The following is a 24,249-nucleotide window of genomic DNA, read 5'->3' on the forward strand; positions in this document are numbered from 1 at the left end:
TTCGCCCGAGAATGACGCGGAAACGCTTACTCCGCCGGCTGCGGATGCGCCGCCGGCGTCTCCTTCACCACATGCCCATGCACCGAGCGCTTCTTGGTCGCGAGATAGGAATAGGCGACCGGCACCACATAGAGCGTCAGCAAGGTGCCGAAGCTCATGCCGCCGACGATGACCCAGCCGATCTGCGAGCGGCTTTCGGCACCGGCACCGGTCGCGAGCGCCAGCGGCACCGCGCCCAGAACCATCGCGCCCGTCGTCATCAGGATCGGGCGCAGGCGCAGCTCGGCCGCCTCGACCAGCGCGTCGATCATCTCCTTGCCCTCCTCCCGGAGCTGGTTGGTGAACTCCAGGATCAGGATGCCGTGCTTGGTGATGAGGCCGACGAGCGTGATCAGCCCGATCTGGCTGTAGACGTTCATCGTTCCGCCCGTGAAGTACAGCGCAGCCAATGCACCGGTCAGCGAGAGCGGCACCGAGACCATGATCACCACGGGGTCGATGAAGCTCTCGAACTGCGCCGCCAGCACGAGGTAGATGAAGCCCAGCGCCAGCAGGAAGACGATCGCGATCGAGGCGCCGGACTGCTTGAACTCGCGGCTCTGGCCGGAATAGTCGATCTGCACCGTCTTCGGCAGGACGCGGGATGCCGCCTGCTCGAGCACGGTCAGCGCATCGCCGAGCGAATAGCCCGGCGCGGGAACGGCGGTAATGGTGGCCGCGCGCAGCTGGTTGAAGCGGATCAGCTCCTTCGGCGCGACGGTCTCCTCGATCTTGACCAGGCTGGAGAGCTGAACCACCGCGCCGCCCCGGCCCATCAGGTAGATCGACTGCAGGGCCTGCGGCGTGTTGCGGTCCTCGCCGCCAACCTGGATGACGACGTCGTACTGCTCGCCATTCATGTTGAAGCGGGTCACCTGCCGCCCACCCAGCAGCGTCTCCATCGTGCGCCCGATCACGTCAACGCCGACGCCGACATCTGCCGCGCGCTGCCGGTCGATCGAGACCTTGATCTGCGGCTTGTCGAGGATGAGGTTCGACTCGATGTTGGTCAGCACCGGCGAACCGGCCACCTCGGCGATGACCGCGTCGACATAGTCCTTGATCTGCGCGTAGGGCTCCGACGAGCGCAGCACGAACTCGACCGGCTTGCTGTTGGCGCCGCCCTGCCCGAGCGAGGGCGGATTGGTCGCGAACAGGCGGATGCCGGGCACCTGCGACAGGCTGCGGTTGATCTCCGCCACCATGTCCTGCTGCTTCGTGTTGCGCTCCTCCCAGGGCTTGAGACGGGCGAAGGCGAGCGCGCGCGTCACGTCGGGAAAGCCGACGATGACGAGATTGGTCTGGACATCCGGGAAGCGCTTGAAGAACTCCTCGGCCCGACGCGCATATTCGGAGGTGAAGTTCATCGTCGCGCCCTCGGGGGCCACGCCGATGACGGTGAAACTGCCGCGGTCCTCGACCGGCGCCAGCTCGGAGCGCAGGCTGGTGAAGAAGAAATAGCTGCCGCCGGCGACGCCGAGCGCCAGCAGCACGATCACCGGGCGGATCGCCAGCGCGCCGCGCAGCGAGGCCCGGTAACCGCGCGAGAGGCCATTGAAGCCGCGTTCCAGCAGGTTGTAGAGCCAGCCATGGCTCTCATTGTGCCTCAGCAGCTTGGCGCACATCATCGGCGTCAGCGTCAGCGCGACGAAGCCCGAGACCAGCACTGCCCCCGCCAGCGTCAGCGCGAACTCGATGAAGAGCTTGCCCGTGCGGCCGGTCGAGAACGCCATCGGCGCATAGACGGCGACCAGCGTCAGCGTCATCGCCACCACCGCGAAGGCGATTTCGTTGATGCCGCGGATCGCCGCGGCATTGGGCTCCATGCCGTCCTCGATATGGCGGTGCACGTTCTCCAGCACGACGATGGCATCGTCGACGACCAGGCCGATCGCCAGCACCATCGACAGCAGCGTCAGCGTGTTGACCGTGAAGCCGAAGGCATACATCAGCGCGAACGAGCCCACGAGCGACACCGGGATGGTGACGAGCGGGATCAGCGTCGCGCGCAGCGAGCGCAGGAAGATGAAGATGATCAGGACGACGAGGACGACCGCCTCGAGGATCGTGCTGTAGACGGCCTGGATCGAGCGGTCGATGAAGACCGAGCTGTCATAGGAGGTCGCGATCGTCATCCCGTCCGGCAGATCGTCGATGATCTCCGGCAGTGCGGCGCGGATGCCCTTGGAGACGTCGAGCGGGTTGGCGGTGGCCTGCTTGACGATGCCGATCGTCACGGAGGGATTGCCGGAAAACCAGGCGGCGTTGCGCTCGGCCAGAGCGCCGAGTTCGACCTTCGCGACGTCCCGCAGCTTGACCGGGAAACCGCTCACATCCTTGACGACAATCTGCTGGAACTGCTCGGGCGTCGTCAGACCAGTCTGGGAGAGGACCGTGAACTCACGGTTGTTGCTCTCGATGCGGCCGGACGGAATTTCGACGTTCTGGGCGCGGACCGCAGCCTCGATCTCCTGGACGGTGATGTTGTAGGCCGACATGCGCGCCCGATCGAGCCAGATGCGCATGGCATAGCGCCGCTCGCCGCGGATCTGCACCTCGGCCACACCGGTGATGTTCTGCACGCGGTCGGTGATGAAGCGATCGGCGAAGTCGGTGAGTTCGAGCGGGTTGTGACGCTTGCTGATCAGCGACAGGAACAGAATGGGCTGCGCATCCGCCTCGACCTTGGCGATGATCGGCTCTTCGATCTCGGTCGGCATGCGCCCGCGCACGCGGCTGACGCGGTCGCGCACGTCGGACGCTGCGACATCGGGATCGACGTCCGGACGGAAGCGGACGGAGATGAAGCTGCGTTCCTGCCGGCTCGTCGACGAGATGATCTCGATGCCCTCGATACCCGCGATCGAGTTCTCGAGGATCTGTGTGACCTGCGTTTCGATGATCTCGGCGCTGGCCCCGGTGTAGTCGGTCCGCACCGAGACGACCGGCTCGTCGATGTTCGGGTATTCGCGCACCGTGAGGCGCGTGTAGGAGACCGCGCCGATCAGCAGCACGAGCAGGCTCAGCACGGTCGACAGGACCGGCCGGCGAACGAAGAGGGCAAAGAGGCTCATGGTTCGGGGACTCGGCTCAGGGGCTCGTCGGCGCGACGGGCAGGGCACTGGTCTGAACGGGCGGCGGAGCGTTCTTGATCGAGACGTTGGATCCGTCCCGCAGCCGCATCTGCCCGGAACTGACCACTTGCATCTGCGGCGTCAGACCTTTCAGAACCTCGACCTTGCCGGGCAGGCGCTTGCCGAGTTCCACGGCGACGCGCTTCGCCCTCCCGTTCTCGACGATGAAGACGACCTTGCCGATGCCGTCCGGCACGACCGCGGACTCGGGGATCAGCATCGCGTTCTCACGCTGGTCGACGACGATGGTGACACGGGCGAAGAGACCCGGCTTCAGCACGAGGTCGCGGTTGGGCACGGTGGCGCGCAGCCGGATCGCGCGACCATTGATGTCGACGACGGGATCGACCGCAAAGATCTGGCCCTGGAAGTCCTTGTTGGGAACCGCGTCGACCTTAAGGCTGATCGTCTGGCCCAGCTTGACCTGGGCCAGGAAAATCTCGGGCACGCGGAAGTCGACCTTGATCGGATCGATATTGGTGAGCGTGATCAGCTGCTTGCCGACGGCGACGAAGTCGCCGACGCTGACCGCGCGCAGGCCGACGACGCCGTTGAACGGCGCGACCAGCGTCGATTGGGCGAGCTTCGCTTTCGAGAGCTGCACCCGCGCCTCGGCGGAGGCGAGCTTGGCGGTCGCCTCGTCGAGAGCGACCTGCGTGCCGACTCCGCGCTGGCTGAGCGAGCGGTTGCGTTCGAAGGTGTCGCGCGCCAGTCCGAGATCGGCCTGCTGCTGCTTGAGTTCGGCGTCGAGGATCGCGGTGTCGAGCTTGACGAGCACCTGACCCTTCTCGACCCGCTCGCCCTCCTTGAAGCCCAGCGCGATGACCCGGCCCGCGATCTCCGGCGCGATCACCACCGACTCGTCGGCGGCGAGCGTGCCCAGCGCCTCGACCTCCTCGTTCACGGTCCCGCGTTCGATCTTCGCCACCTCGACCGGCACGGCCGGACGCGGCGCAGCCGGGGCCGCCGCCTGGGGCGGAGCCTTCATCTTCTCGTAGTGGCGATAACCGTAGTAGCCACCGCCCACGAGGCCGACGAGCAGGAGCAGATAGACAAACCGCTTCATTGAACTGGACGCTCCAATACGACGTGACTATTCTAGACTGGACGGTCCAGTTTGATAAGGGGCCCGATGGGCAGCACCGTGACAGATCCTGCCGACCCGGAAGCTTCTGCTTCCAGCGCGACGGAAGCAAGATGCTTGCCGTCCAGAGCGCGGCCGGACAAGCGCCGCGCGATCATCCGCGCCGCGTCCGACATGTTCCTCGCCGAAGGCTACGAGCGCGTGACGCTCGACCAGATCGCGCAGCGGGCCGGCGTCTCCAAGCAGACCATCTACAGCCACTTCGCCGACAAGGACGCGCTGTTCCGCGCGATCTGCACGCAACTCGCTGAAAAGCTGACGATTCCGCTGCGTCGACCAATCGCGGAAACGGACCTTCGCAGCGCCCTCGTCAGGCTCGGCGAGGAGACGCTGACGATGATGCTGGACCCGCATTCCCTCGATCTCCACCGCCTCGTCATGAGCGCCGCGACGCGCTTCCCCGACCTCGGCCGAGCGGCCTATGAAGCAGGGGCCATGCGCATCATCGACGACCTCTCGGCCCTTCTGCTGCAGCGTTCACATCTCGGTGATGGCCTCGTCCGGCCACTCGACCAGGCACGCACCCGGGTGCTGGCCGAGCAGTTCGTCGGAATGCTGCGCGGCTTCCATCAGCATCGGGCCCTGATGAACGTCGAGCAGACGCCGCCGGACCTCCGCGCCGCCTATGTCCGCGACTGCGTCGATCTGCTCCTGCGCGGCGCCTGACGGTCACGACAGCCGTCACCTGTCTGTCATCTGCTCTGGTTAGCAGTCCGTCATCAGAGAGCGTGAGCCCGGCGGCATGACCTGCCTCGGGCCAAACTCATGCTCGCCCCTGAACGCGGGACCGCGATCATGCTGCGCATCGAAGGCCTGACCAAGCGCTTCGGCACCAACGCCGCGGTCGACAACGTCACGCTCTCCATCCCCCGGGGCGAGATGGTCGGCATCATCGGCCGGTCGGGTGCGGGCAAGTCGACCCTGCTGCGCATGCTCAACCGCCTCGCCGACCCCAGCGAGGGCCGCATCGTCTCCGGCGACCGCGACGTCACCGCCCTCAAGGGCGCGGCGCTCCGCCGCTGGCGCCGCGACACGGCGATGATCTTCCAGCAGTTCAACCTCGTCGGCCGCCTCGACGTCCTCACCAATGTCCTGCTCGGCCGGCTCAACCACCGCTCCGCCGCCCTGACCCTGGTCAAGAGCTTCTCCCGCGACGACAAGATCCGCGCGATCGCGGCCCTCGAGCGTCTCGACATGGGCCATCTCCTCGCCCAGCGCGCCGAAACCCTCTCCGGCGGCCAGCAGCAGCGCGTCGCCATCGCCCGCGCGCTCGTCCAGGAGCCGCAGATCATTCTCGCCGACGAGCCGATCGCCTCGCTCGACCCGCGCAACACCCAGGTGGTGATGGATGCGCTGTTCCGGATCAACCGCGAGGACGGCATCACCGTCGTCTCGAACCTGCATCACCTCGATATCGCGTCGAAATACTGCGACCGGCTGATCGGCATGGCAGCCGGCAAGGTCGTCTTCGACGGCCCGCCGCACCAGCTCACCAGCGAGGTCGCGGCCAAGCTCTACGGCATCGAGGCCAAGGATGCCGGCGCCGAAGCCCTCGACCAGCTTGAGGCGATCGCCAGCGAAGAGGCGCAGCGCGCCAAGCAGGACGCCGAGCGCGCGAGGCAGACCGCCGCCTGACATCCGTCCCCGGACCGTCGGGGTACCGGACACCCGCAGACCCACCATCCACCAGGAGCACCCCATGCTGACCCGTCGTCAAAGCCTGACGCTCGCCGCTGCCGGCCTGGCCGCCGCGCTCGCCACTCCCGCCTTCGCGCAGGACTGGAAGGCGAAGTACCCCGAACTCGTCTTCGCCGTGGTTCCCGCCGAGAACGCCTCGGGCGTGACCGAGCGCTATGCGCCGTTCGCGGCCTATCTGACCAAGGAACTCGGCGTGAAGGTGACGGTCCGCGTCGCCAACGACTACGCCGCCGTGATCGAAGGTCAGCGCGCCGGCAACATCCATATCGGCGAGTATGGTCCCTCCTCCTATGTCCGCGCCTGGACCGTCTCGAACGGCGGCGTCGAGCCTTTCGCGACCCTGCGCGCCTTCGACGGCTCGACCGGCTATTACGCTGTCGCCTATGCCAAGAAGGATGCGGCGGGCACCAAGCTGGAAGACTTCAAGGGCAAGAACCTCTGCCTCGTCGACCCCAACTCGACCTCGGGCAACAACGTGCCGCTGTACTCCATGGCCAAGATGAAAATCGAGCCGGACAAGTTCTTCAGCAAGATGGTCAATGCCGGCAGCCACGAGAACGCCGTCATGGCCGTGCAGCAGGGCACCTGCGACATCGGCTTCAACTGGTGGAACTCGGACCAGGACTCCAACCTGTCGCGCATGGCCAACAAGAACATGGTCAAGAAGGACGATTTCAAGATCGTCTTCAAGTCGGACAAGATCCCCGGCTCGCCCTACGCCATGCTGACGTCGATGCCCGCCGAGCTGAAGTCCGCGATCTCGAAGGCCTTCTTCGAGATGCAGACCAAGGACAAGGCCGCCTTCGACAAGCTGTCCGACGGCAAGTCCCCCGGCTTCGCCCCGATGAAGCACGAGGATTACAACGTCACCATCGAACTCCAGAAGTTCGTCGACGACCTCCGCAAGAAGCGCAGCTGACCGCCTGACCGCCCGGGTCCCTTTCGCTGTGCGAGAGGGGCCCGCCTGCGCCTTGGCTGACGGACCCATCCCGACATGACCCTCGCGATCGACCGCAACGATCCGACGATCCTCGCCCATGCCGATCTCTACCGGCGTGAGATGGCGGTGAAGCGCCGGCAGACGCTGATCGGCGTCGCGATCTTCGCCGCCTGCGTGGTGGCCGCGGCGATCGGCTCGGAAGCAAACCCGGTCAAGTTCTTCGAGAACGTCTGGCGCTTCCCGAAATACATCCTCGACACGATGCCGACACTTCGGTTCGCGACCTTCGGCGCCGATATGGCGGAGTGGTTCTGGGGGCTCGAGGGCTGGCTCAAGCTGCTCTGGCAGACGATCCTGATCGCCTATACCGGCACCGTTCTGGGCGTTGTCGGCGGCTTCCTGCTCTGCTTCGTCGCGGCCGCCAATCTGGGCCGGTCGGGCTGGCTGCGCTTCGTCACCAAGCGCTATCTCGAATTCTGCCGCACGGTGCCGGAACTCGTGTTCGCGCTGATCTTCGTCATCGCTTTCGGGCTCGGCCCCCTGCCCGGCGTGCTCGCCATCGCGATCCACACCATGGGCGCGATGGGCAAGCTGTTCTCCGAGGTCGTCGAGAACATCGACATGAAGCCGGTCGACGGCCTCACCGCGACCGGGGCCGGCTGGTGGCAGGTCATCCGCTATGCGGTGGTGCCGCAGGTCCTGTCCAACTTCGCCAGCTATTCGCTGCTGCGCTTCGAGATCAATGTCCGCGGCGCCTCGATCATGGGCTTCGTCGGCGCCGGCGGGATCGGCCAGGATCTGATCGAGGCCATCCGCAAGTTCTACTTCACCGATGTCAGCGCGATCCTGCTGCTGATCATCGTCACCGTCATGCTGATCGACTACGGCACCGAGCGCCTGCGCCACGCGCTGCTCAGCCTGGAGCAAGGCAAATGACCCTCGCCCTCTCCGCCTCCGACCGCGCCGCGCTGGCCGAACGTCACAAGGCCGCGATCGACGGTTCGCTGCGCACGCGCCTGACCACGATCGCCGTCGTCGTCGGTCTCGTGGGCCTGTTCGTCTACGGGCTATCGACCCTGGAGGTCTCGTTCTGGCGTCTCGTCGGCGGCTTCGGCAATCTCGGCACCTTCGTCGTGCTGATGCTGCCGCCCGATCCCGGCTCGTGGGCGCGGGGCATGCTCTTCTTCAAGGCCCTGATCGAGACCATCGCCATCGCCTTCCTCGGCACGATTCTGGCCGCGATCCTCGCCTTTCCGCTCGGCTTCCTCGCCGCCAAGAACGTCGTCGCCAACCGCGTCGTCCATTTCCTGGCACGTCGCTCGATGGACACGGTGCGCGGCGTCGATGCGCTGATCTGGGCGCTGATCTGGGTCAATGTCGTGGGCCTGGGACCCTTTGCCGGCATGCTCGCCATCATGACCAGCGACATCGGCGCCTTCGGCAAGCTCTATTCGGAAGCCATCGAATCCGCCGACCGCAAGCCGGTCGAGGGCGTCACTTCGCTGGGCGGCAACAAGCTCCACGAGATCCGCTTCGGCCTGATCCCGCAGGTCCTGCCGGTGATCGCGAGCCAGGTGCTCTACTACATCGAATCCAACACCCGCTCCTCGACCATCATCGGCATCGTCGGCGCCGGCGGCATCGGGCTCTATCTCGCCGAGACGATCCGCACGCTCGAATGGCAGCAGGTTTCCTTCCTGATCCTGCTGATCCTCGCCGCCGTCACCGCGATCGACTTCATTTCGGCCAAGCTGCGCTTCGCCATCATCGGCCAGCGCGCGACCTGAAGCCAACGCGTGTCATTCCGGGGCTTTGCACAGCAAGGAACCCGGAACCCACGATGCGGTGAGATCGTCCGGGTTGGCGCTCCGGCCGGGTTCGGCCCAGAGGGCCGCCCCGGAATGACAGGAGGCGCCATACGCCTGCCCGTCACTCCGCGAAGGGTTCGACCACCATCTCCATGCGCTCGCCGGCGAAGACGCTGCTGACCAGATGAATCGGCGTCAGGTCCGGGAGCGCATCGACGGCGACCGAGACCATCACCGGCGCCCCCGGCTCGACTTGCAACAGTTCGGCCTCGCGCTCGCTGGCGAGCCGGGCCGTCAGCCGCGTCGACAGGCGGACATAGTCGGTGATGCCATAGGCCTTCAGCGCCGCTGTCATCGAGGCTCCGCCTTCGCGAAAAGCTGCATCGAATTCAGGAAAGCGCGCGACCGACAGCCAGTGCGTGCCTGTGCCCATCGGCGTGCCGTCGGCCAGGCTCAACCCCTCGACGCGCCACAGCCGCGCGCCGTCCTCGAGCCCGAGGGTCGCGCAGGTCTCCGCCTCCCCCTCGACCTGCGCGGCCGACAGCATGCGGCTCGAGCCGACGAGCCCGAGCCGGCCGAGATTGGCCCGCATGCTGACGCGCCGGCCGAGCGGGTAGGCGACACGCCGTGGACTCACCTGCGTGCCGCGCCCCCGCGACACCGTGACCAACCCCTGCTCGGCCAGATGCCGGAACGCCTGGCGCACCGTGTGGCGATGCACGCCATAGCGCTCCGCGAGCGCGGTGGCCGCCGGCAGCGTGTCGCCGGTGGCATGGTCGCCACGGGCGATCGCGGCGGACAGATCGTCGGCGATCCGGCGCCAGGCGGTCCCGCTGTCGGCCGCACCGGCATCGGCGCCCGGACCTTCGGTCAAAAAACTGTCATTCAAAATGTATAGACCTTTCTAGGTAGGCACCCTATTATAGTCTAGACATTCACCAACAGCCAGACGGCAGGCGACGATGACGGCACCGACCATCGACAGGCAGCGCTGGATGGCGATCCTCGCCCGCGCCAGCCGGGCAGAGATCGCCGAACTGGTCGGGCCAGAGCTGCCCCGCCACGAGCTGCTCAAGGCCCCCGAGACCGGAACGGTGATGGTCGAAGGCCGCGCCGGGGGCGCCGGCCGCCGCTTTAACCTCGGCGAGGCGACCGTGACGCGCTGCGTCGTCAGGCTCTCCGACGGGCCGATGGGCTTCTCCTATGCGCTGGGTCGCGACGCCCGCAAGGCGCGCCTCGCCGCCATCCTCGACGCCCGGCTCCAGCGCGAGGAGGCGACCTCGCCCCTGCACAGGGCCGTCAGTGACCTCGCCGCTCGCCAGGGCGCGGCTCGCGAGCTCGCCTCGCGCCAGGCCGCCGCGACCAAGGTCGATTTCTTCACTCTCGTCAGGGGCGCGTGATGGCGGCCGACACCCTCATCGGCGCGGGCTTCACCGACCCCGTCTTCCAGTCCCAGGCCGCCTTCCGCGCCTTGCTCGGCGCCCTGTCGGAGCCCGGCACGCGGCAGGTCATCAGTGGCGGCATCGCGCCGCCCGAGGGACTGCATGCGGCGACGGCGACCGCCCTCCTGACGCTGGCGGATTACGAGACGCCGATCTGGCTGCCGTCTGCGCTGCGCGACGGCCCGGCCGGCGCCTGGCTGCGCTTCCATTGCGGAGCGGCCCTCGTCGAGGAACCGCGCCGGGCCGCCTTCGCCGTCATCGACGGTGCCGCACCGGCGCCGCGGCTGACGGATTTCGATCCGGGCAACGACCAGTTCCCCGATCGGTCGACGACGATCATCGTGCAATGCGCCGCCTTCCACGGCGGCGAGGCGGTGACCCTCTCGGGCCCCGGCATCGCGACCCGGCGCGAGATCGCCCCGGCGGGGTTGCGGCCGGGCTTCTGGGCCGAGGTCGCGGCCAACAACGCCGCCTACCCGCTCGGCGTCGATCTGCTGCTGGCCCATGGCGACAGCGTCATCGGCCTGCCGCGCTCCACGCAAATCGGAGGGGCGGCCTGATGTATGTCGCGGTCAAAGGCGGCGAAGCCGCCATCCTCGCCACCCATGAGCGCGTCGCGGAAGCGCGCCGCGGCGACGCGGCCGTTCCGGAGATCAGCGTCGCCCAGATCCGCGAGCAGCAGGCGCTGGCCTGCGCGCGCGTCATGAACGAAGGCTCGCTCTATGACGCCGATCTCGCGGCGCTGGCTCTGAAGCAGGCGCAGGGCGACGTCATCGAGGCCGCCTTCCTGATGCGTGCCTATCGCACCACCCTGCCCCGTTTCGGCTCGTCGGAGCCGGTGGACACCGCGAAGATGGCGATCCGCCGCCGCGTCTCGGCAACCTACAAGGATCTGCCCGGTGGGCAGGTGCTTGGCCCGACCTACGACTACACCCACCGGCTGTTCGATTTCGCGCTGATGGACAACGAAGGCGGATCAGGCCTGGATGCGGCAGGCAATGCCCGGCTCGAGCCCGAGCATGACGGCCTTCACGCCCCCCTCGACGCCCACATGCCCCGCGTGCCCGACATCCTCGGCGCCGAGGGGCTGATGGAGCCCGAGGTTGCGCCCGAGGGCGACCCTCGCCCCTTCGACCTGACCCGCGAGCCGGTCTCCTTCCCGGCCGACCGCGACGTCCGCCTGCAGGCGATGGCGCGCGGCGACGAGGGCTTCCTGCTCGGGCTCGGCTATTCCGTCCAGCGCGGCTTCGGCGGCAACCATCCCTTCGTCGGCGAGATCCGCGTCGGCGAGGTCTCGGTCGAGTTCGTGCCCGAGGAGTTGGGCTTCGCGGTCGATCTCGGCGAGATCACCCTGACCGAATGCCAGATGGTCAACCAGTTTGCCGGCTCAAAGGACGTTCCGCCGCAGTTCACCCGCGGCTACGGCCTGGCCTTCGGCCATAGCGAGCGCAAGGCCATGTCGATGTCGCTCGTCGACCGCGCCCTCAAGGCCCGCGAATTCGGCGAGGCGGCCGAGTACCCGGCGCAGCAGGACGAGTTCGTCCTCTACCACTCCGACAATGTCGAGGCGGCGGGCTTCGTCGAGCATCTGAAGCTGCCGCACTATGTCGACTTCCAGGGCGAGCTCGAACTGATCCGCCGCATCCGCCGCGAGCGCGAGGCGCGCCTCGCAGCCGAACCCGAGACGCTGCCGGAGGCCGCGGAATGACCGTTCACCAGACCCTGCCGGGCGACGACGCCAGCCCCGCCTACAACTACGCCTATCTCGACGAGCAGACGAAGCGGATGATCCGCCGCGCCTTGCTCAAGGCCGTGGCCGTGCCGGGCTATCAGGTGCCGTTCGGCTCGCGCGAGATGCCGCTCGCCCGCGGCTGGGGCACTGGCGGCATCCAGGTCACGGCGGCGATCATCGGGCCCCAGGACACGCTGAAGGTCATCGACCAGGGCGCCGACGACACCACCAACGCCGTCTCGATCCGCCGCTTCTTCGAGAAGACCGCCGACGCCCGCACCACGGAAGCCACCGAGCAGGCCACGATCATCCAGACCCGCCACCGCGTCCCCGAGGCACCGCTCCAGGCCGGTCAGATCATGGTCTACCAGGTCCCCCAGCCGGAACCGCTGCGCAAGCTCGAGCCGCGCGAGGCCGAGACGCGGAAGATGCACGCCTGGGCCGAATACGGGCTGATGCAGGTGAAGCTCTACGAGAACATCGCCCGCTTCGGCGAGGTCACGACGACCTATGACTATCCGGTCATGATCAACGGCCGCTACATCATGGCGCCCTCGCCCATCCCCAAATTCGACAACCCGAAGATGCACATGTCGCCGGCGCTCCAGCTCTTCGGCGCCGGCCGCGAGAAGCGCATCTATGCGCTCCCGCCCCACACCAGCGTGCGCAGCCTCGATTTCGAGGACCACCCCTTCCGGATCCAGAGCTGGAACGAGCCCTGCGCGCTCTGCGCCGCCACCGACAGCTATCTCGACGAGGTCGTGATCGACGACCAGGGCAGCCGAATGTTCGTCTGCTCGGACAGCCACCATTGCGAGACGCGTCGCGCCGCCGGCCATCGCGGCGCGATGCTGGGCGATGCGGCGGCGAGCGGGCTGGTCGCCAGCGAGGAGAGCACGTCATGACCCTCCACGTCTCCCCACCCGACACCGTCCTCGAACCCGCCCCGCTGCTCTCCGCCGCCGGCGTCTCGCGCTTCTATGGCGAGCGCATCGGCTGTGAGGGCGTCTCCTTCGACCTCTGGCCGGGCGAGGTGCTCGGCATCGTCGGCGAATCCGGCTCCGGCAAATCGACCCTGCTGCGCTGCCTCGCCGGCATCGACCGTCCCGACGAGGGCGAGGTGCTGTTCCGCGGCGGGTCGGCGCCGCTCGACATCTACTCGGTGCCCGAGCAGGAGCGCCGGCAGCTGATGCGCACCGCCTGGGGCATCGTCCACCAGAACCCGCGCGACGGCCTGCGCATGGATGTCTCGGCCGGCGGCAATGTCGGCGAACGGCTGATGGACCGCGGCGACCGCCACTACGGCCAGATCCGCGAGCGCGCGCTCGACTGGCTCGCCCGCGTCGAGATCGCCGGTGCCCGCATCGACGACCGGCCGCGCCAGTTCTCGGGCGGCATGCAGCAGCGCCTGCAGATCGCCCGGGTGCTCGTCTCGGAACCCCGCCTCGTCTTCATGGACGAGCCGACCGGCGGCCTCGACGTCTCGGTCCAGGCCCGCCTGCTCGACCTGCTGCGCGTGCTGGTCCGCGATCTCGGCCTGGCGGCGATCATCGTCACGCACGACCTCGCCGTGGCGCGGCTTCTCACCGACCGGCTGATGGTGATGAAGGACGGCCATGTCGTCGAGCAGGGCCTGACGGATCAGGTTCTCGACGACCCGCACCACGCCTACACGCAGCTCCTCACCTCGGCAGTGCTGACCGTATGAGCGGCTTCATCCAGCCCCAATGGTCGGGTTTCGGCGCTCGGGCCGTCCCGAGCCCCGTCTCCGGCGAGGCGGACCGGCAGCCGAGCGGGCTGGATGTCGAACGGACCCTGCTGGGCCGGCCGGCCAAGGCCGCTCCGCCGCGGAACACCTCGACCACCCAACGCACGCCCGTCACGCCGGCGTCACCGCCACCCTCCAAGGCCTGATCCCATGACCACGATGATTCGCGTCGAGAACGTCACCAAGGCCTTCACCCTGCACAACCAGGGCGGCGTCCGGCTGCCCGTCTTCGACGACGTCAATTTCAGCGTCGAGGCCGGCGAGGCCCTCGTGCTCGCGGGCGCATCCGGCGCCGGCAAGTCGAGCCTGCTGCGCATCCTCTACGGCAACTACCTGCCGAGCGCGGGCCATATCCACATCACCCATGCGGGCCGTCCCGTGGACATCGTCACCGCCGTTCCGCGCACGGTGCTGGACATCCGCCGCCGCACGCTCGGCTTCGTCTCGCAGTTCCTGCGCGTGATCCCGCGCGTCAGCGCGCTCGACATCGTGCGCGACCCGCTTCTGGCGCGCGGCATCTCTCCGGATCAGGCGAGCGAACGGGCCAAGGCGATGCTCGCCCGGCTCAACCTGCCCGAGCGCCTCTGGAACCTCGCCCCGGCGACCTTCTCCGGCGGCGAGCAGCAGCGCGTCAACATCGCGCGTTCCTTCGTCGACCCCTCCGCCATCATGCTGATCGACGAGCCGACCGCCTCGCTCGACGCCGCCAACCGCGACGTCGTGGTCGAACTGATCGCGGAAGCCCGTACCAATGGCTCCGCCATCGTCGGGATTTTCCACGACGAGGCCGTGCGCGAGAAGGTCGCGACGCGCTATCTCGACATCACCGCTTTCCGGAAGGCCGCCTGATGCAGACCGTTCTGACCAATGCCCGCCTGATCCTCGAGGACGAGATCGTCACGGGCACGATCGCCTTCGAGAACGGCGTCATCACGGCCGTCGACCAGGGGCTCTCGTCGCTGCCGGGGGCGGTCGACGCGGGCGGCGACTATGTCGCGCCCGGCCTCGTCGAGATGCACACCGACAACATGGAAAAGCACTTCATGCCGCGGCCCAAGGTCTTCTGGCCGAACGGGCTCGCCGCCGCGCTGGTCCATGACGCGCAGATGGCGGCGGCCGGCGTGACCACGGTCTATGACGCGATCTGCGCCGGCACGCCCTTCTCCGCCAAGGATTACCGCAAGGACATCTTCGCCGATGTCATGACCTCGCTCGCCCAGGGCCAGGCGGAAGGCGTCTTCCGCATCGACCACCGCATCCACATGCGCTGCGAGCTGACGAGCCCCGACCTGCTCAGGGACATCGAGCCCTATCAGGACGATGCGCTCGTGCAGCTGGTCTCGCTGATGGACCACACCCCGGGCCAGCGCCAGTGGCGCAACATCGAGCACCTGCGGACCTATGCCGTCGGCAACGGCAAGACCGAGGCCGAGTTCGAGGAGGACGTCGCCACCCGCCAGCAGGAGGGCGCCGCCAATGTCTCCAGCAACTGGCAGGCGGTGGTCGCGCTCTTCAGCGCCCGCGGCATCCCGATCGCGACCCATGACGACACCACGATCGAGCACGTCGAGGAGGGCCTCGCCTCGGGTGCGGTGATCTCGGAATTCCCGACCACGGTCGAGGCCGCCGCCGCCGCCAAGCAGCGCGGGCTCGCGACGATCGCCGGCGCGCCGAACGTCGTGCGCGGCGGCTCGCATTCCGGCGGCGTCTCGGTCTCCGAACTGGCCGAGAAGGGGCTGCTCGACGGCCTCTCCTCCGACTATGTGCCCGCCAGCCTGCTCCAGGCCGTGCTCAAGCTCCACAACGACCATGGACTCGGTCTGCCCGACGCCATGGGCATGGTCACCTGGAAGGTTGCCGACATCCTCGGCCTGAAGGATCGCGGCCATCTCAAGACCGGGCTGCGGGCGGATCTCGTCCGCTTCAGGGCGCTGGGACCGACGCCCGTGATCGCGGCCGTCTGGTCGAAGGGCGAGCGCGCGTTTTGAGCGGTACGCGCTACGCCCTCTATTACGCGCCCGCCGTCGACAGCGCGCTCTGGCGCTTCGGCTGCGCGACGCTGGGCTACGACGCCTTCACGGGCGAGGAGATCGCCTTCACTGTCCCGCCCGGCTGCGACGCGCAGCTCTGGCCGGACCGCACCGCCGAGCCACGCCGCTACGGCTTTCACGCGACGCTGAAGGCGCCCTTCGAACTGGCTGGCGGTCGAAGCGAGGGTGAATTGCGGGCCTTCGCCCGGCAGATCGCGCTCGGCTGCACGGCGGTGCCTCTGGCCGGCCTCAAAGTCACCTCGCTCGGCCGCTTCGTCGCGCTGACGCCGAGCGAGCCGAGCCCGGCGCTGCAGGCGCTGGCCTTCGGCGTCGTCCAGGCCTTCGAGCCGTTTCGCGCGCCGCTGGGACAGGCCGATCTGGCGCGGCGCCTTGCCAGCCCGCTGACCCCGGCCGAGCGCGCCCATCTCGAAGCCTATGGCTATCCTTATGTCGGTGACGCCTTCCGCTTCCACATGACGCTGACCGGGGCGCTCCCGGCGGACGAGGCTCCCGCCGTCGCGGCCGCCCTGGCCGAGGCCCATGCGCGCGCCGTCCCCGCGGGTCCGGTCGCCATCGACCGCCTCGCTCTGTTCCGGCAGGACGACCGGGCCGGCCGCTTCCGCATCATCGACGCCTTTCCGCTCGGCCGCTGACGACCGGGCCGGCGACCCCCACAGGACGGAGACACCCCATGGCCGCCAAGAAGCTCGGGCTCGAACCGGTGATCCATGAGACGGCGGTCGTCCGGGAGGCGACGCTGGGGCGCTACACCGAGATCGGGGCGCGAACCTCCTTCGTCGAGTCGACGATGGGCGACTACTCCTACGTCGTGAACGATTCCAACATCATCTACACGACCATCGGCAAGTTCTGCTCGATCGCGGCGATGACCCGGATCAATCCCGGCAACCACCCGATGCAGCGGGCGAGCCAGTCGCATTTCACCTACCGCGCCAGCGCCTATTTCGAGGATGCGGAGGACGATGCCGCCTTCTTCGAATGGCGCCGCTCGACGCCGGTGACCATCGGCCACGATGTCTGGATCGGCCACGGCGCCATCATCCTGCCCGGCCGCAGCATCGGCACGGGCGCCGTCGTCGCCGGCGGCGCGATCGTCACCAAGGACGTCGCACCCTACACCATCGTCGCCGGCAACCCGGCCCGGCCGATCCGCCGCCGCTTCCCCGAACAGGTCGCAGAGCGGCTGATGGCGCTCGGCTGGTGGGACTGGGACCACCTGCATCTCCGCAAGGCACTTGCCGATTTCCGCGCCTTGCCGGTCGAGGCGTTCCTTGACCGTTACGAGACCTCGGGCGCCTGATCTGCCTAGTCCTTAGACGAATGACGCAGAGAAACACGACCGTTCCGCGAGACTTGCTCAAAAATAAGCTGCGGCATTGATCCTTCGTTAACTAAGGACACGTTCCATATGGTGGAGCACCAGTACATGGTGTTGCGGGTCGCAGGAGCTCCCCATGTCGTCTGATAACCTCGCCAGCCGCCTTTCCTTCATGCAGCTCGATGGCCGCGCCCGCGACCAGATCAAGGGGATGCATGACGACATCGTCGCGGCTCTGCCGGGCGCGCTCGAAACCTTCTACAAGCAGCTGCGCAGCTATCCGGAGACGCAGCGCTTCTTCTCCAGCGAGAAGCAGATCGACGGCGCCCAGCAGCGCCAGTCCTCGCACTGGGACCGGATCGCCAAGGGCCAGTTCGACCAGAGCTACGTCGCCGCCGTCACCAAGGTCGGCGAGATCCACGCCCGGATCGGGCTCGAACCGCGCTGGTACATCGGCGGCTATGCCCTGATCCTCGAGAAGATCATCACCGATGTTCTGATCGCGCGCTGGCCGAAATCGCGCTTCGGCGGCAAGGTCGCCGGCGCCACCGATCGGGCCGCGGAAATCAGCGCCCTGGTCAAGGCCGCCCTGCTCGACATGGACTACGCGATCTCCGTCTACCTGGAGGCCTCCGAAGCGGCCCGCCTCAAGGTCGAGGAGCAGGCGAAGGCTGCCGAGCGAGCCCTGGCCGCCGAGCGCGAAAAGGCGGTCGCCTCCGTCAGCGAGGCCATGGCCGCGCTGGCCAATGGCGATCTCACCTTCCGCATCGGCCAGAACATCCCCGAGGAATACGGCGCGATCCGCGACAACTTCAACGAGGCCGTCGCACGCATCGAGCAGCTGGTGAGCACCATCAAGACGAACTCGGCCGCCATCGCCGCCTCCTCGCAGGAAATCAACTCCGGCGCCTCGGACCTGTCGATGCGGACCGAGCAGCAAGCCTCGGCTCTCGAGGAAAGCGCGGCCACGACCGAGGAACTCGCCGCCTCGGTGAAGACCTCGTCGCAGGCCTCCAAGCGCTCGGTCGCGCTCGCCGATGACGCCACCAAGATCGCCCGAACCGGTGGCGATATCGTCAAGAACGCCACCGACGCGATGTCGCGCATCGAGGACGCTTCGAAGAAGATCTCCGAGATCACCAGCGTCATCGACGGAATCGCCTTCCAGACCAATCTGCTGGCCCTCAACGCGGCGGTGGAAGCCGCCCGCGCCGGCGATGCCGGGCGCGGCTTCGCCGTCGTCGCCGCGGAGGTCCGTGCCCTGGCCCAGCGCTCCTCCGACGCGGCGAAGGACATCACCGGCCTGATCGCCTCCTCGGACGCCGAGGTGACGGAGGGCGTGAAGCTGGTGCGGCTCGCCGGCGGCACGCTGGAGCAGATCGTCGAGGCGTCCGCCGCCGTCTCCTCGACCGTGCAGGAGATCGCCAGCGCTTCTGGCGAGCAGGCCAACGGCATCGAAGAGATGAGCCAGACGGTCAGCCACATGGACGAGATCACCCAGCAGAACGCCGCGCTCGCCGAGCAGAGCGCCGCCTCGTCCAAGACCCTTCTCGATCAGATCGAACAGCTCAACCGGCTGATCGCGAGCTTCCGGACCTCGCAGGACGGGCAGGTCGTGGCGCTGCACGCGTCGCGCCGTCGGGCCGCCTGAGCACCACCAGTGGCCGGCGCCTCGGCGCCGGCCTATCCCTTCAAGCGCCAGACAGTGGAGTGCTTGATGTCGGCATCCTCGAGCGAGCGCGACACCGGCACGGCGTAACTCGCCAGCGCCTCAAGCCGGTCCTTCGGCAGATAGCTGCGGCCGGGATCGCCGATCAGGACCACCGCTCCGCGCGCCGACAGCCGCGCCAGCCAGGCGACGACGCTCTCGGCCATCGCCCGCTCATAGCAGACGTCCCCGGCGCAGACGACGTCCCAGCCCTCGTCACGCCCCACCAGATCCTCGAGGCGGACGGCGACCGTCACGTTATTGGCCGCCGCGTTGAGCGCAATCGCCTCCGCCGCGAAGGCATCGATGTCGCAGGCCTGGACCAGGCGCGCGCCACAGCGGGCGGCGGCGATGGCCACCAGCCCCGAGCCGCTGGCGAAGTCGAGCACCCGCCGCCCGCGCACGATCGCGGGGTCGTCCAGCAGGTGGCGCGCCAGCGCCTGGCCCCCCGCCCAGGCGAAAGCCCAGAACGGCGGCGGCAGCCCGATCGTCGCCAGCTCGTCCTCGGTCTTCTGCCAGAGTTCGGTCGCCTCATCGGCGACATGGAGCGCGATCTCGGGCGCATGCGGCACGGGCAGCAGACGGGTGTGCTGGAGGATGAAGCCGCGCCGGTCGAGCGCCGGCACGCTCACGCGGCGATGTCCGTCGTCGGGCGGGCGAGCAGGTTGCGATACAGCGCCTTGACGGCGTTCATGACGTCGCGCTCGGTATGTCCGTCGATCAGCCGGGCCCGCGCGCTCGCCCCCATGCGCTCGGCCAGCGCCGGCGCGCGCGACAGGACGATCAGCGCCTGCGCCAGGGCGGCGGCGTCGTTGGCGGGCACCACCATGCCGTCCTGCCCGTCGCGCACGAAGCTGCGGCAACCCGGAACGTCCGTGGTCAGGATCGGCCTGCCACAGGCCGCCGCCTCCAGGATCGTGCGCGGCAGCCCTTCGCCGCCGCGCGACGGCAGAATGCAGAGATGGTGCTGCCGCCAGACGCCCTCGATGTCGCGGGTCGGGCCGGCCCAGTCGATCCCCGGCCGCGCCGCCCATTGCTTCAGCGTCTCCTCGGGAATGGCCTTGGGGTTCGAGGGGTCGGGCGCGCCGTGCAGCGTCAGCTCGACCCGTGCCCCCTGCGCCCGCGCCAACCGGACCGACTCGACCGCCAGATCGACCCCCTTCGACCAGAGCAGCCGCGCCACCAGCGCGACCTTCAGCGGCGGCGCCGGCGGCATCGGCTCCGGCATCAGGATCAGCGGATCGACCCCGGCGCCGCCGACGATCGCGACCTTGGCCGCATCCGCGGGATCGAGCCCGAGCGTGACGGGATCGTCGGGGTTTTCGAACAGGAAGCGCACCTGCGGGCCGTCGATCGCGCCGCGCAGCCAGGCGATCGCCGCCATCCGCGCCGCGGCCGCCGCCAGCCCCTCCTTGGCGCCGAGGAAGCCCAGCCCCGTCAGCGCATAGACTCGACGCTGCACCCCGGCCAGACGGCCGGCGAGGCCCGCGAGCGCGATCGGCTTGAGCGCGATGCAATGCAGGATGTCGGGCCGCTCCCGCTCGATCAGCGCCCGCAGCGCCTTGACCTGGCGAAGCAGCGCCCGCGGGTCGAGGCTGCGACGCTCAGCCTCCAGCGCGATCAGCCGGACGCCCGCCGCCTCGATGACGCGCCGGTGGTTGCGCTCGCGCGCGATCACGGCGACGTCGAAGTCCAGTTCGCGCGCCGCCCGCGCCATCGGCAGGAAATGCGACGCGAAGAACCAGTCTTCGGTCGCGACGAAGAGAAGTCTGGGTCGGGCCATGGCCGGACATCAGTCCGATGCCGGGCCGAAGGTCAAGCGGTGCCTTGCAGCGCAAGCGTGGGCCCGGCGCTTGAACCGGGAGCCCGCGGCCATGCTAGGCTGCGCTGCGACGGGAGACGATAATGGACGAGAGCTTGCAAACACCGGCCGCGAAGGCCTTTCCCGCCGCATTGGCCGGCCTGCGCTCGGCCCTGAGCCATGTCGCCAACGGCGATGTCAGTCCGATCAAGGCGCTCTATTCCCATGCCGACGATGCCACCAGCATGTATGGCTGGGGCGGATACGAGAAGGGCTGGGCGGCGATCTCGCAACGCTGGGACTGGGCGGCCCGGCAGTTCCGCGGCGGCACGGTCAGCCATGAGAACGTTACCACCGTGGTGGGAACGGAGCTCGCGCTCGTCACCGACATCGAGGTGTTCGAGGTGCTGTTGCCGGGGACGGAGGTACCGACACGCTGGACCAACCGGGTGACCCATGTCTTCCGTTTCGAGGAGGGTGGCTGGCGCCTGCTTCATCGCCATGCCAACCGGCTGGAGCAGCAATACGAGCCGGCGCCGCGCCTCGCAGTGGTCTCAGGGGCGTGACGCGGTGAGCGGCGCGACGCGCGACAATGCGGCCGCCGCATCGACGCGGCCGGCGCCATAGACGGGATCGCGCCCCTTCGAGCCGAGATCGACCGCGCTCTCGCTGAGCAGGCGACGGACCCCGGCGGGGTCGAGATCCGGGCGCTTCTCCAGCATCAGGGCGACGAGGCCCGAGACATGCGCGGCCGCGATCGAGGTTCCCGACGAGAAGGCGTAGCGCCCGTTCGGCTCCGCCGCGATCACGTCGACGCCCGGCGCCGCCACGGCGATGTAGGCACCGCGATTGGCCTGACGGAACACCCGGTCGTCGGCATCGGTGGCCGTGACCGCGATGACGTTGGGATCGGCGCCGGGATAGAGCGGCGCGGCGTTGGGCCCGGCATTGCCCGCCGCGGCGACGGCGACCACACCCTTCGCCGCCACGCCGGCGAGCCCGCGCGAGAGCAGGCGGTCTTCCGGGCCGGCGAAGCTGAGATTGATCACGCGCGCGCCCTGGTTCACGGCCCACTCGATCGCGGACATGATCTGCAGGCTCGTGCCATTGGCGGAGCCGGAACCGGCACGGCCTGAAAAGGCCCGGCCGACCAGCAGCCGCGCGCCGGGCGCGACGCCCTGCAACTGCCCCTGCGCCACGATCGCCGCCGCCATGGCGGTGCCGTGGGCATGCGGCACATAGTCTTCGCCCAGCGCGTCGAACAGACCGGCGACGCCGCCGCGCAGCTCGGGATGGGCGACATCGACGCCCGAGTCGATCACGGCGACCCGGATCGTCGCGCCGCGGGCGAGCTTGTGGACCTCCCCGAGCCGCAGCTTGTCGGCGACATATTGCGGCGGCAGCTCGCGGCGCGGCGCGGGCGTCGGCCGGACGGCGGCGGGGTCCGAGAGGCGCAGCGTCGGGATGTCCGAGCGCCCGCCCGAGGCCGTCGTGCTGACGGGCTGGGCCAGGTCCTGCTGCAGCTCGAAGGTGAAGTTCGGCTGTGCGCCGGCAATGGCGTTGTCGCTGGCCATCTGCGTCAGCACGTCCCGCAGGTCGCGCCCCTCGGCCAGACGCGCGCGGATGATCGTGGTCCCGGCGAGCTCGACACGCCGGCTGGTGATCAGCGTGGCGCCATAGCGGCGCAGCACGGTCTCCGCCTGCACATTGGGCGCGAGCTCGAACAGAATCTCGCCCGGCACGAAGCGGGTTTCGTCCGCGGCCGGGACGACCGTGCGCGACGCGGCCGGCCCCCCGAAGACATTGGGCACCCGCCAGGCCGGAGGCGGCACCGTGATCGCCCGCGTCGGCGGGCTGGCCGCGCCGCCTGCGGGCGGGGTCGCGCCCGGCGCCGGCTGCTGCGCCCCGGCCGGCCCGGCGGCCAGCACGAGCATCAGCGCGAAGCCGCCGCCTGCGGCCAGCCGAAGGGCCGAGACGGCGCGGGTCAGCAGGGAACGAGGCAACGTCATGATGCGCTCTCCCGATGCGCTCCGATGCAGCGACGGCATATCAGAAGCAGGCCCGCCCGTCACCGCCCCGCCGCCTCAGGGCGCCGGCGCGACGAAGCGCACGATCGCCGCCTCGGCCTTCATCCGGGCGGCGATGGCATCGACCTGGGCCTGCGTCAGCGACGCATCGCCGACACGCACCTTGAAGTAACCGTTGGCGCGCGGCCCATCCACGACCGACGCCTCGTAGCGCTTGAAGAAGGAGGCGATGTCTCCGGCGCGCGCATCCGTCGCAAAGCTGAGCAGGACATAGCGCTCGGAGGATTGCGGGGCGGTGGAGGCGGTCTCGAAACCGGTCTGCTCGCGCAGCAGGATTCCCGTCAGCGCGACGCCCTGCAGGGCGATCAGCGCACAGGCCGCAGCGCCCGCATAGGCCAGTCGGCGCGGCGGCTGGGTCGCCAGGAGTTGGCCGAGCCAAGTCATGAACCCGCCCTTGGCGCTGGCGAGCAGGCCCTGCCGGCGCGGCTCGGCCTCCACGCCCGCCATGAGACGATCGAGAACACGCGGCGAGGGAGCCCCGAGGCTCTCGTTCAGCAGCGTCGTCTCGGCCATGTCGTCGCGGATGATGTCGAGCCGCAGCGCCAGTTCGGCATCAGCGGCCAGGGCCGCCTCGACCCGCGCCTTGTCGGCCGCCGAGATCCGGCCAGTGGCGTAGAACGGAAGCAGCAGCTCGAGTTCGGCCCGCTTGGGATCGGTCGCGATGGCGTCGGTCATGACTGGACTCCAGGATCGCTCGAGGGACGCAGCGGGAGCGGATGAAGGGTGGAAGGCATCGGCAATTCGGTCCGTGAAAGCCGCTTCCGCGGCCCCCTCTCAGGGCCAGCCCCGGTCGACGCCGGCGGCCTTGAGCAGCTCGCCCAGCTTCTTGCGGGCGTGGAAGAGGCGTGTCTTGACCGTGTTCTCGGGGATGCCGACGATCCTGGCGACCTCCTCGACCGAGCTCTCGTGATAATAGACGAGGTCGATGACTTCGGCATGGTCGCGGGACAGCTTGGCGAGGCAGGCACGGATCGCCAGGCTCTTGTCCTGCTTCTGCACCACGACCTCGGGATCGTCGGATTCGTCCTCGATGCTGGCGGCGAAGTCGTCGTCCAGCCCGGCATCGCGCCGCTTGCGCAGGGCCGAGTAGGATTTGTTGCGCGCGATGGTGAGCAGCCAGGTCGTGACCGAGGAACGTGCCTCGAACCGGTCCGCCTGACGCCAGAGGTCCATGAAGACGTCACCGGTCACATCCTCCGCCATCGTCTCGTCCCGCAGCAGGCGCTGGGCGAAACGATAAACCCGTGTCTGGTGCCGCGAGAACAGCACCTTCATCGCGAGTCGGTCGCCTCCGGCGATCCGCTTGACGAGGTCTTCGTCGGATTCCGTATGCATTGACCTCGAGGCCTGACATCCGGCTCGCGAGGGTTGGTCGCAGCGAGCGTGGAGAAGGTTCAATCGGCGGCGAGATAAATCTGCCTGCGACAATTTTTCATACGGTAATGAGGGCGCGGGTCAACTGGAAGCCATAATCGCGAGGCGCGGCCCATGCATCCTGTGCGATGCCGGCAGGGCGGCGCAGGCCGCCACGGTGCTGCTTGGGAAACGGCGTGACGACGTCGCAAGGGCGCACCGGTTC

Annotated in this window: 25 protein-coding genes; 17 read left to right on the forward strand and 8 right to left on the reverse strand. The window is 68.6% G+C overall.

Translation table 11 applies throughout. From position 1 onward, the window contains the following. Positions 1 to 26 precede the first annotated feature (26 nt). Together BSY19_RS25905 and BSY19_RS25910 are read right to left on the reverse strand one after the other, a co-directional pair. Positions 27 to 3,113 (reverse strand): efflux RND transporter permease subunit, encoded by a 3,087-nt coding sequence (locus tag BSY19_RS25905; RefSeq protein ID WP_069056683.1) that lies wholly within the window; start codon positions 3,111 to 3,113, stop codon positions 27 to 29. Between the two features lie 16 nt (positions 3,114 to 3,129). Then, positions 3,130 to 4,239: an efflux RND transporter periplasmic adaptor subunit gene (locus BSY19_RS25910; protein ID WP_069056684.1), complete on the reverse strand. Its 1,110-nt coding sequence runs from the start codon at positions 4,237 to 4,239 to the stop codon at positions 3,130 to 3,132. Between the two features lie 135 nt (positions 4,240 to 4,374). Between BSY19_RS25910 and BSY19_RS25915 the strand changes: the two genes are divergently transcribed. From BSY19_RS25915 to phnE (BSY19_RS25935), 5 genes are all read left to right on the forward strand, one after another. Next, complete coding sequence (locus tag BSY19_RS25915) at positions 4,375 to 4,983, forward strand: TetR/AcrR family transcriptional regulator (protein WP_069056685.1); 609 nt, start codon at positions 4,375 to 4,377, stop codon at positions 4,981 to 4,983. Positions 4,984 to 5,112: 129 nt separating this feature from the next. After that, entirely contained in the window at positions 5,113 to 5,952 is an 840-nt protein-coding gene (gene phnC, locus BSY19_RS25920; protein ID WP_069057399.1) for a phosphonate ABC transporter ATP-binding protein, read from the forward strand. A 64-nt stretch (positions 5,953 to 6,016) separates the two neighbouring features. Then, a complete protein-coding gene (phnD, locus tag BSY19_RS25925) occupies positions 6,017 to 6,934 on the forward strand; it encodes a phosphonate ABC transporter substrate-binding protein (RefSeq protein ID WP_069056686.1) in 918 nt (305 codons plus the stop codon). Between the two features lie 75 nt (positions 6,935 to 7,009). Beyond that, entirely contained in the window at positions 7,010 to 7,891 is an 882-nt protein-coding gene (phnE, locus tag BSY19_RS25930; protein WP_069056687.1) for a phosphonate ABC transporter, permease protein PhnE, read from the forward strand. Next, positions 7,888 to 8,742, forward strand: coding sequence for a phosphonate ABC transporter, permease protein PhnE (gene phnE, locus BSY19_RS25935; RefSeq protein WP_069056688.1), 855 nt, complete (start codon positions 7,888 to 7,890; stop codon positions 8,740 to 8,742). The genes phnE (BSY19_RS25930) and phnE (BSY19_RS25935) overlap by 4 nt, the downstream gene beginning before the upstream one ends. Positions 8,743 to 8,884: 142 nt before the next feature. On the opposite strand, the gene phnF is transcribed toward phnE (BSY19_RS25935), so the two are convergent. Next, entirely contained in the window at positions 8,885 to 9,637 is a 753-nt protein-coding gene (phnF, locus tag BSY19_RS25940; RefSeq protein WP_069056689.1) for a phosphonate metabolism transcriptional regulator PhnF, read from the reverse strand. Between the two features lie 88 nt (positions 9,638 to 9,725). Here phnF and phnG point away from each other — a divergent pair, with 88 nt between their 5' ends. From phnG to BSY19_RS25995, 11 genes are all read left to right on the forward strand, one after another. After that, positions 9,726 to 10,163, forward strand: a complete 438-nt coding sequence (phnG, locus tag BSY19_RS25945) for a phosphonate C-P lyase system protein PhnG (protein ID WP_069056690.1) — start codon at positions 9,726 to 9,728, stop codon at positions 10,161 to 10,163. Next, on the forward strand, positions 10,163 to 10,765 hold the full coding sequence (gene phnH / locus BSY19_RS25950) for a phosphonate C-P lyase system protein PhnH (RefSeq protein WP_069056691.1): 603 nt from the start codon (positions 10,163 to 10,165) through the stop codon (positions 10,763 to 10,765). Before phnG ends, phnH begins: the two co-directional genes overlap by 1 nt. Beyond that, the gene (locus BSY19_RS25955; protein WP_069056692.1) at positions 10,765 to 11,913 is read left to right on the forward strand and encodes a carbon-phosphorus lyase complex subunit; all 1,149 of its coding nucleotides are present in this window, start codon (positions 10,765 to 10,767) and stop codon (positions 11,911 to 11,913) included. Before phnH ends, BSY19_RS25955 begins: the two co-directional genes overlap by 1 nt. Continuing rightward, positions 11,910 to 12,842, forward strand: coding sequence for an alpha-D-ribose 1-methylphosphonate 5-phosphate C-P-lyase PhnJ (locus tag BSY19_RS25960; protein ID WP_069056693.1), 933 nt, complete (start codon positions 11,910 to 11,912; stop codon positions 12,840 to 12,842). The genes BSY19_RS25955 and BSY19_RS25960 overlap by 4 nt, the downstream gene beginning before the upstream one ends. Then, positions 12,839 to 13,645 carry a phosphonate C-P lyase system protein PhnK gene (gene phnK, locus BSY19_RS25965; RefSeq protein WP_069056694.1) on the forward strand — a complete coding sequence of 269 codons (807 nt, stop codon included), beginning with the start codon at positions 12,839 to 12,841 and terminating at the stop codon, positions 13,643 to 13,645. The genes BSY19_RS25960 and phnK overlap by 4 nt, the downstream gene beginning before the upstream one ends. Then, entirely contained in the window at positions 13,642 to 13,851 is a 210-nt protein-coding gene (locus BSY19_RS25970; protein WP_069056695.1) for a hypothetical protein, read from the forward strand. The genes phnK and BSY19_RS25970 overlap by 4 nt, the downstream gene beginning before the upstream one ends. 4 nt (positions 13,852 to 13,855) lie before the next feature. Continuing rightward, positions 13,856 to 14,554, forward strand: a complete 699-nt coding sequence (phnL, locus tag BSY19_RS25975) for a phosphonate C-P lyase system protein PhnL (RefSeq protein ID WP_069056696.1) — start codon at positions 13,856 to 13,858, stop codon at positions 14,552 to 14,554. Beyond that, entirely contained in the window at positions 14,554 to 15,693 is a 1,140-nt protein-coding gene (locus BSY19_RS25980) for an alpha-D-ribose 1-methylphosphonate 5-triphosphate diphosphatase (RefSeq protein WP_069056697.1), read from the forward strand. Before phnL ends, BSY19_RS25980 begins: the two co-directional genes overlap by 1 nt. Next, positions 15,690 to 16,388: a DUF1045 domain-containing protein gene (locus BSY19_RS25985; RefSeq protein ID WP_069056698.1), complete on the forward strand. Its 699-nt coding sequence runs from the start codon at positions 15,690 to 15,692 to the stop codon at positions 16,386 to 16,388. Before BSY19_RS25980 ends, BSY19_RS25985 begins: the two co-directional genes overlap by 4 nt. A gap of 38 nt (positions 16,389 to 16,426) precedes the next feature. Next, entirely contained in the window at positions 16,427 to 17,056 is a 630-nt protein-coding gene (locus tag BSY19_RS25990; RefSeq protein ID WP_069056699.1) for a transferase hexapeptide repeat family protein, read from the forward strand. Between the two features lie 154 nt (positions 17,057 to 17,210). Then, on the forward strand, positions 17,211 to 18,725 hold the full coding sequence (locus tag BSY19_RS25995; protein ID WP_069056700.1) for a globin-coupled sensor protein: 1,515 nt from the start codon (positions 17,211 to 17,213) through the stop codon (positions 18,723 to 18,725). Between the two features lie 32 nt (positions 18,726 to 18,757). Here BSY19_RS25995 and BSY19_RS26000 read toward each other — a convergent pair whose 3' ends face one another. Then, complete coding sequence (locus BSY19_RS26000; RefSeq protein WP_083247845.1) at positions 18,758 to 19,414, reverse strand: class I SAM-dependent methyltransferase; 657 nt, start codon at positions 19,412 to 19,414, stop codon at positions 18,758 to 18,760. Further along, entirely contained in the window at positions 19,411 to 20,565 is a 1,155-nt protein-coding gene (locus BSY19_RS26005) for a glycosyltransferase family 4 protein (protein ID WP_069056701.1), read from the reverse strand. The genes BSY19_RS26000 and BSY19_RS26005 overlap by 4 nt, the downstream gene beginning before the upstream one ends. A 122-nt stretch (positions 20,566 to 20,687) precedes the next feature. Here BSY19_RS26005 and BSY19_RS26010 point away from each other — a divergent pair, with 122 nt between their 5' ends. Further along, complete coding sequence (locus BSY19_RS26010) at positions 20,688 to 21,149, forward strand: YybH family protein (protein ID WP_083247846.1); 462 nt, start codon at positions 20,688 to 20,690, stop codon at positions 21,147 to 21,149. Here the strand turns inward: BSY19_RS26010 and BSY19_RS26015 are convergent. The 3 genes from BSY19_RS26015 to BSY19_RS26025 all read right to left on the reverse strand — a co-directional run bounded on the left by BSY19_RS26015 (position 21,138) and on the right by BSY19_RS26025 (position 24,005). Beyond that, positions 21,138 to 22,592: a S8 family serine peptidase gene (locus tag BSY19_RS26015; protein ID WP_069056702.1), complete on the reverse strand. Its 1,455-nt coding sequence runs from the start codon at positions 22,590 to 22,592 to the stop codon at positions 21,138 to 21,140. The genes BSY19_RS26010 and BSY19_RS26015 overlap by 12 nt on opposite strands. A 75-nt stretch (positions 22,593 to 22,667) precedes the next feature. Next, entirely contained in the window at positions 22,668 to 23,345 is a 678-nt protein-coding gene (locus tag BSY19_RS26020; RefSeq protein ID WP_069056703.1) for a hypothetical protein, read from the reverse strand. Between the two features lie 99 nt (positions 23,346 to 23,444). Continuing rightward, positions 23,445 to 24,005 carry a sigma-70 family RNA polymerase sigma factor gene (locus BSY19_RS26025; protein WP_069056704.1) on the reverse strand — a complete coding sequence of 187 codons (561 nt, stop codon included), beginning with the start codon at positions 24,003 to 24,005 and terminating at the stop codon, positions 23,445 to 23,447. Between the last annotated feature and the right edge of the window lie 244 nt (positions 24,006 to 24,249).

The organism is Bosea sp. RAC05 (assembly GCF_001713455.1).
Classification (GTDB): Bacteria; Pseudomonadota; Alphaproteobacteria; order Rhizobiales; family Beijerinckiaceae; genus Allobosea.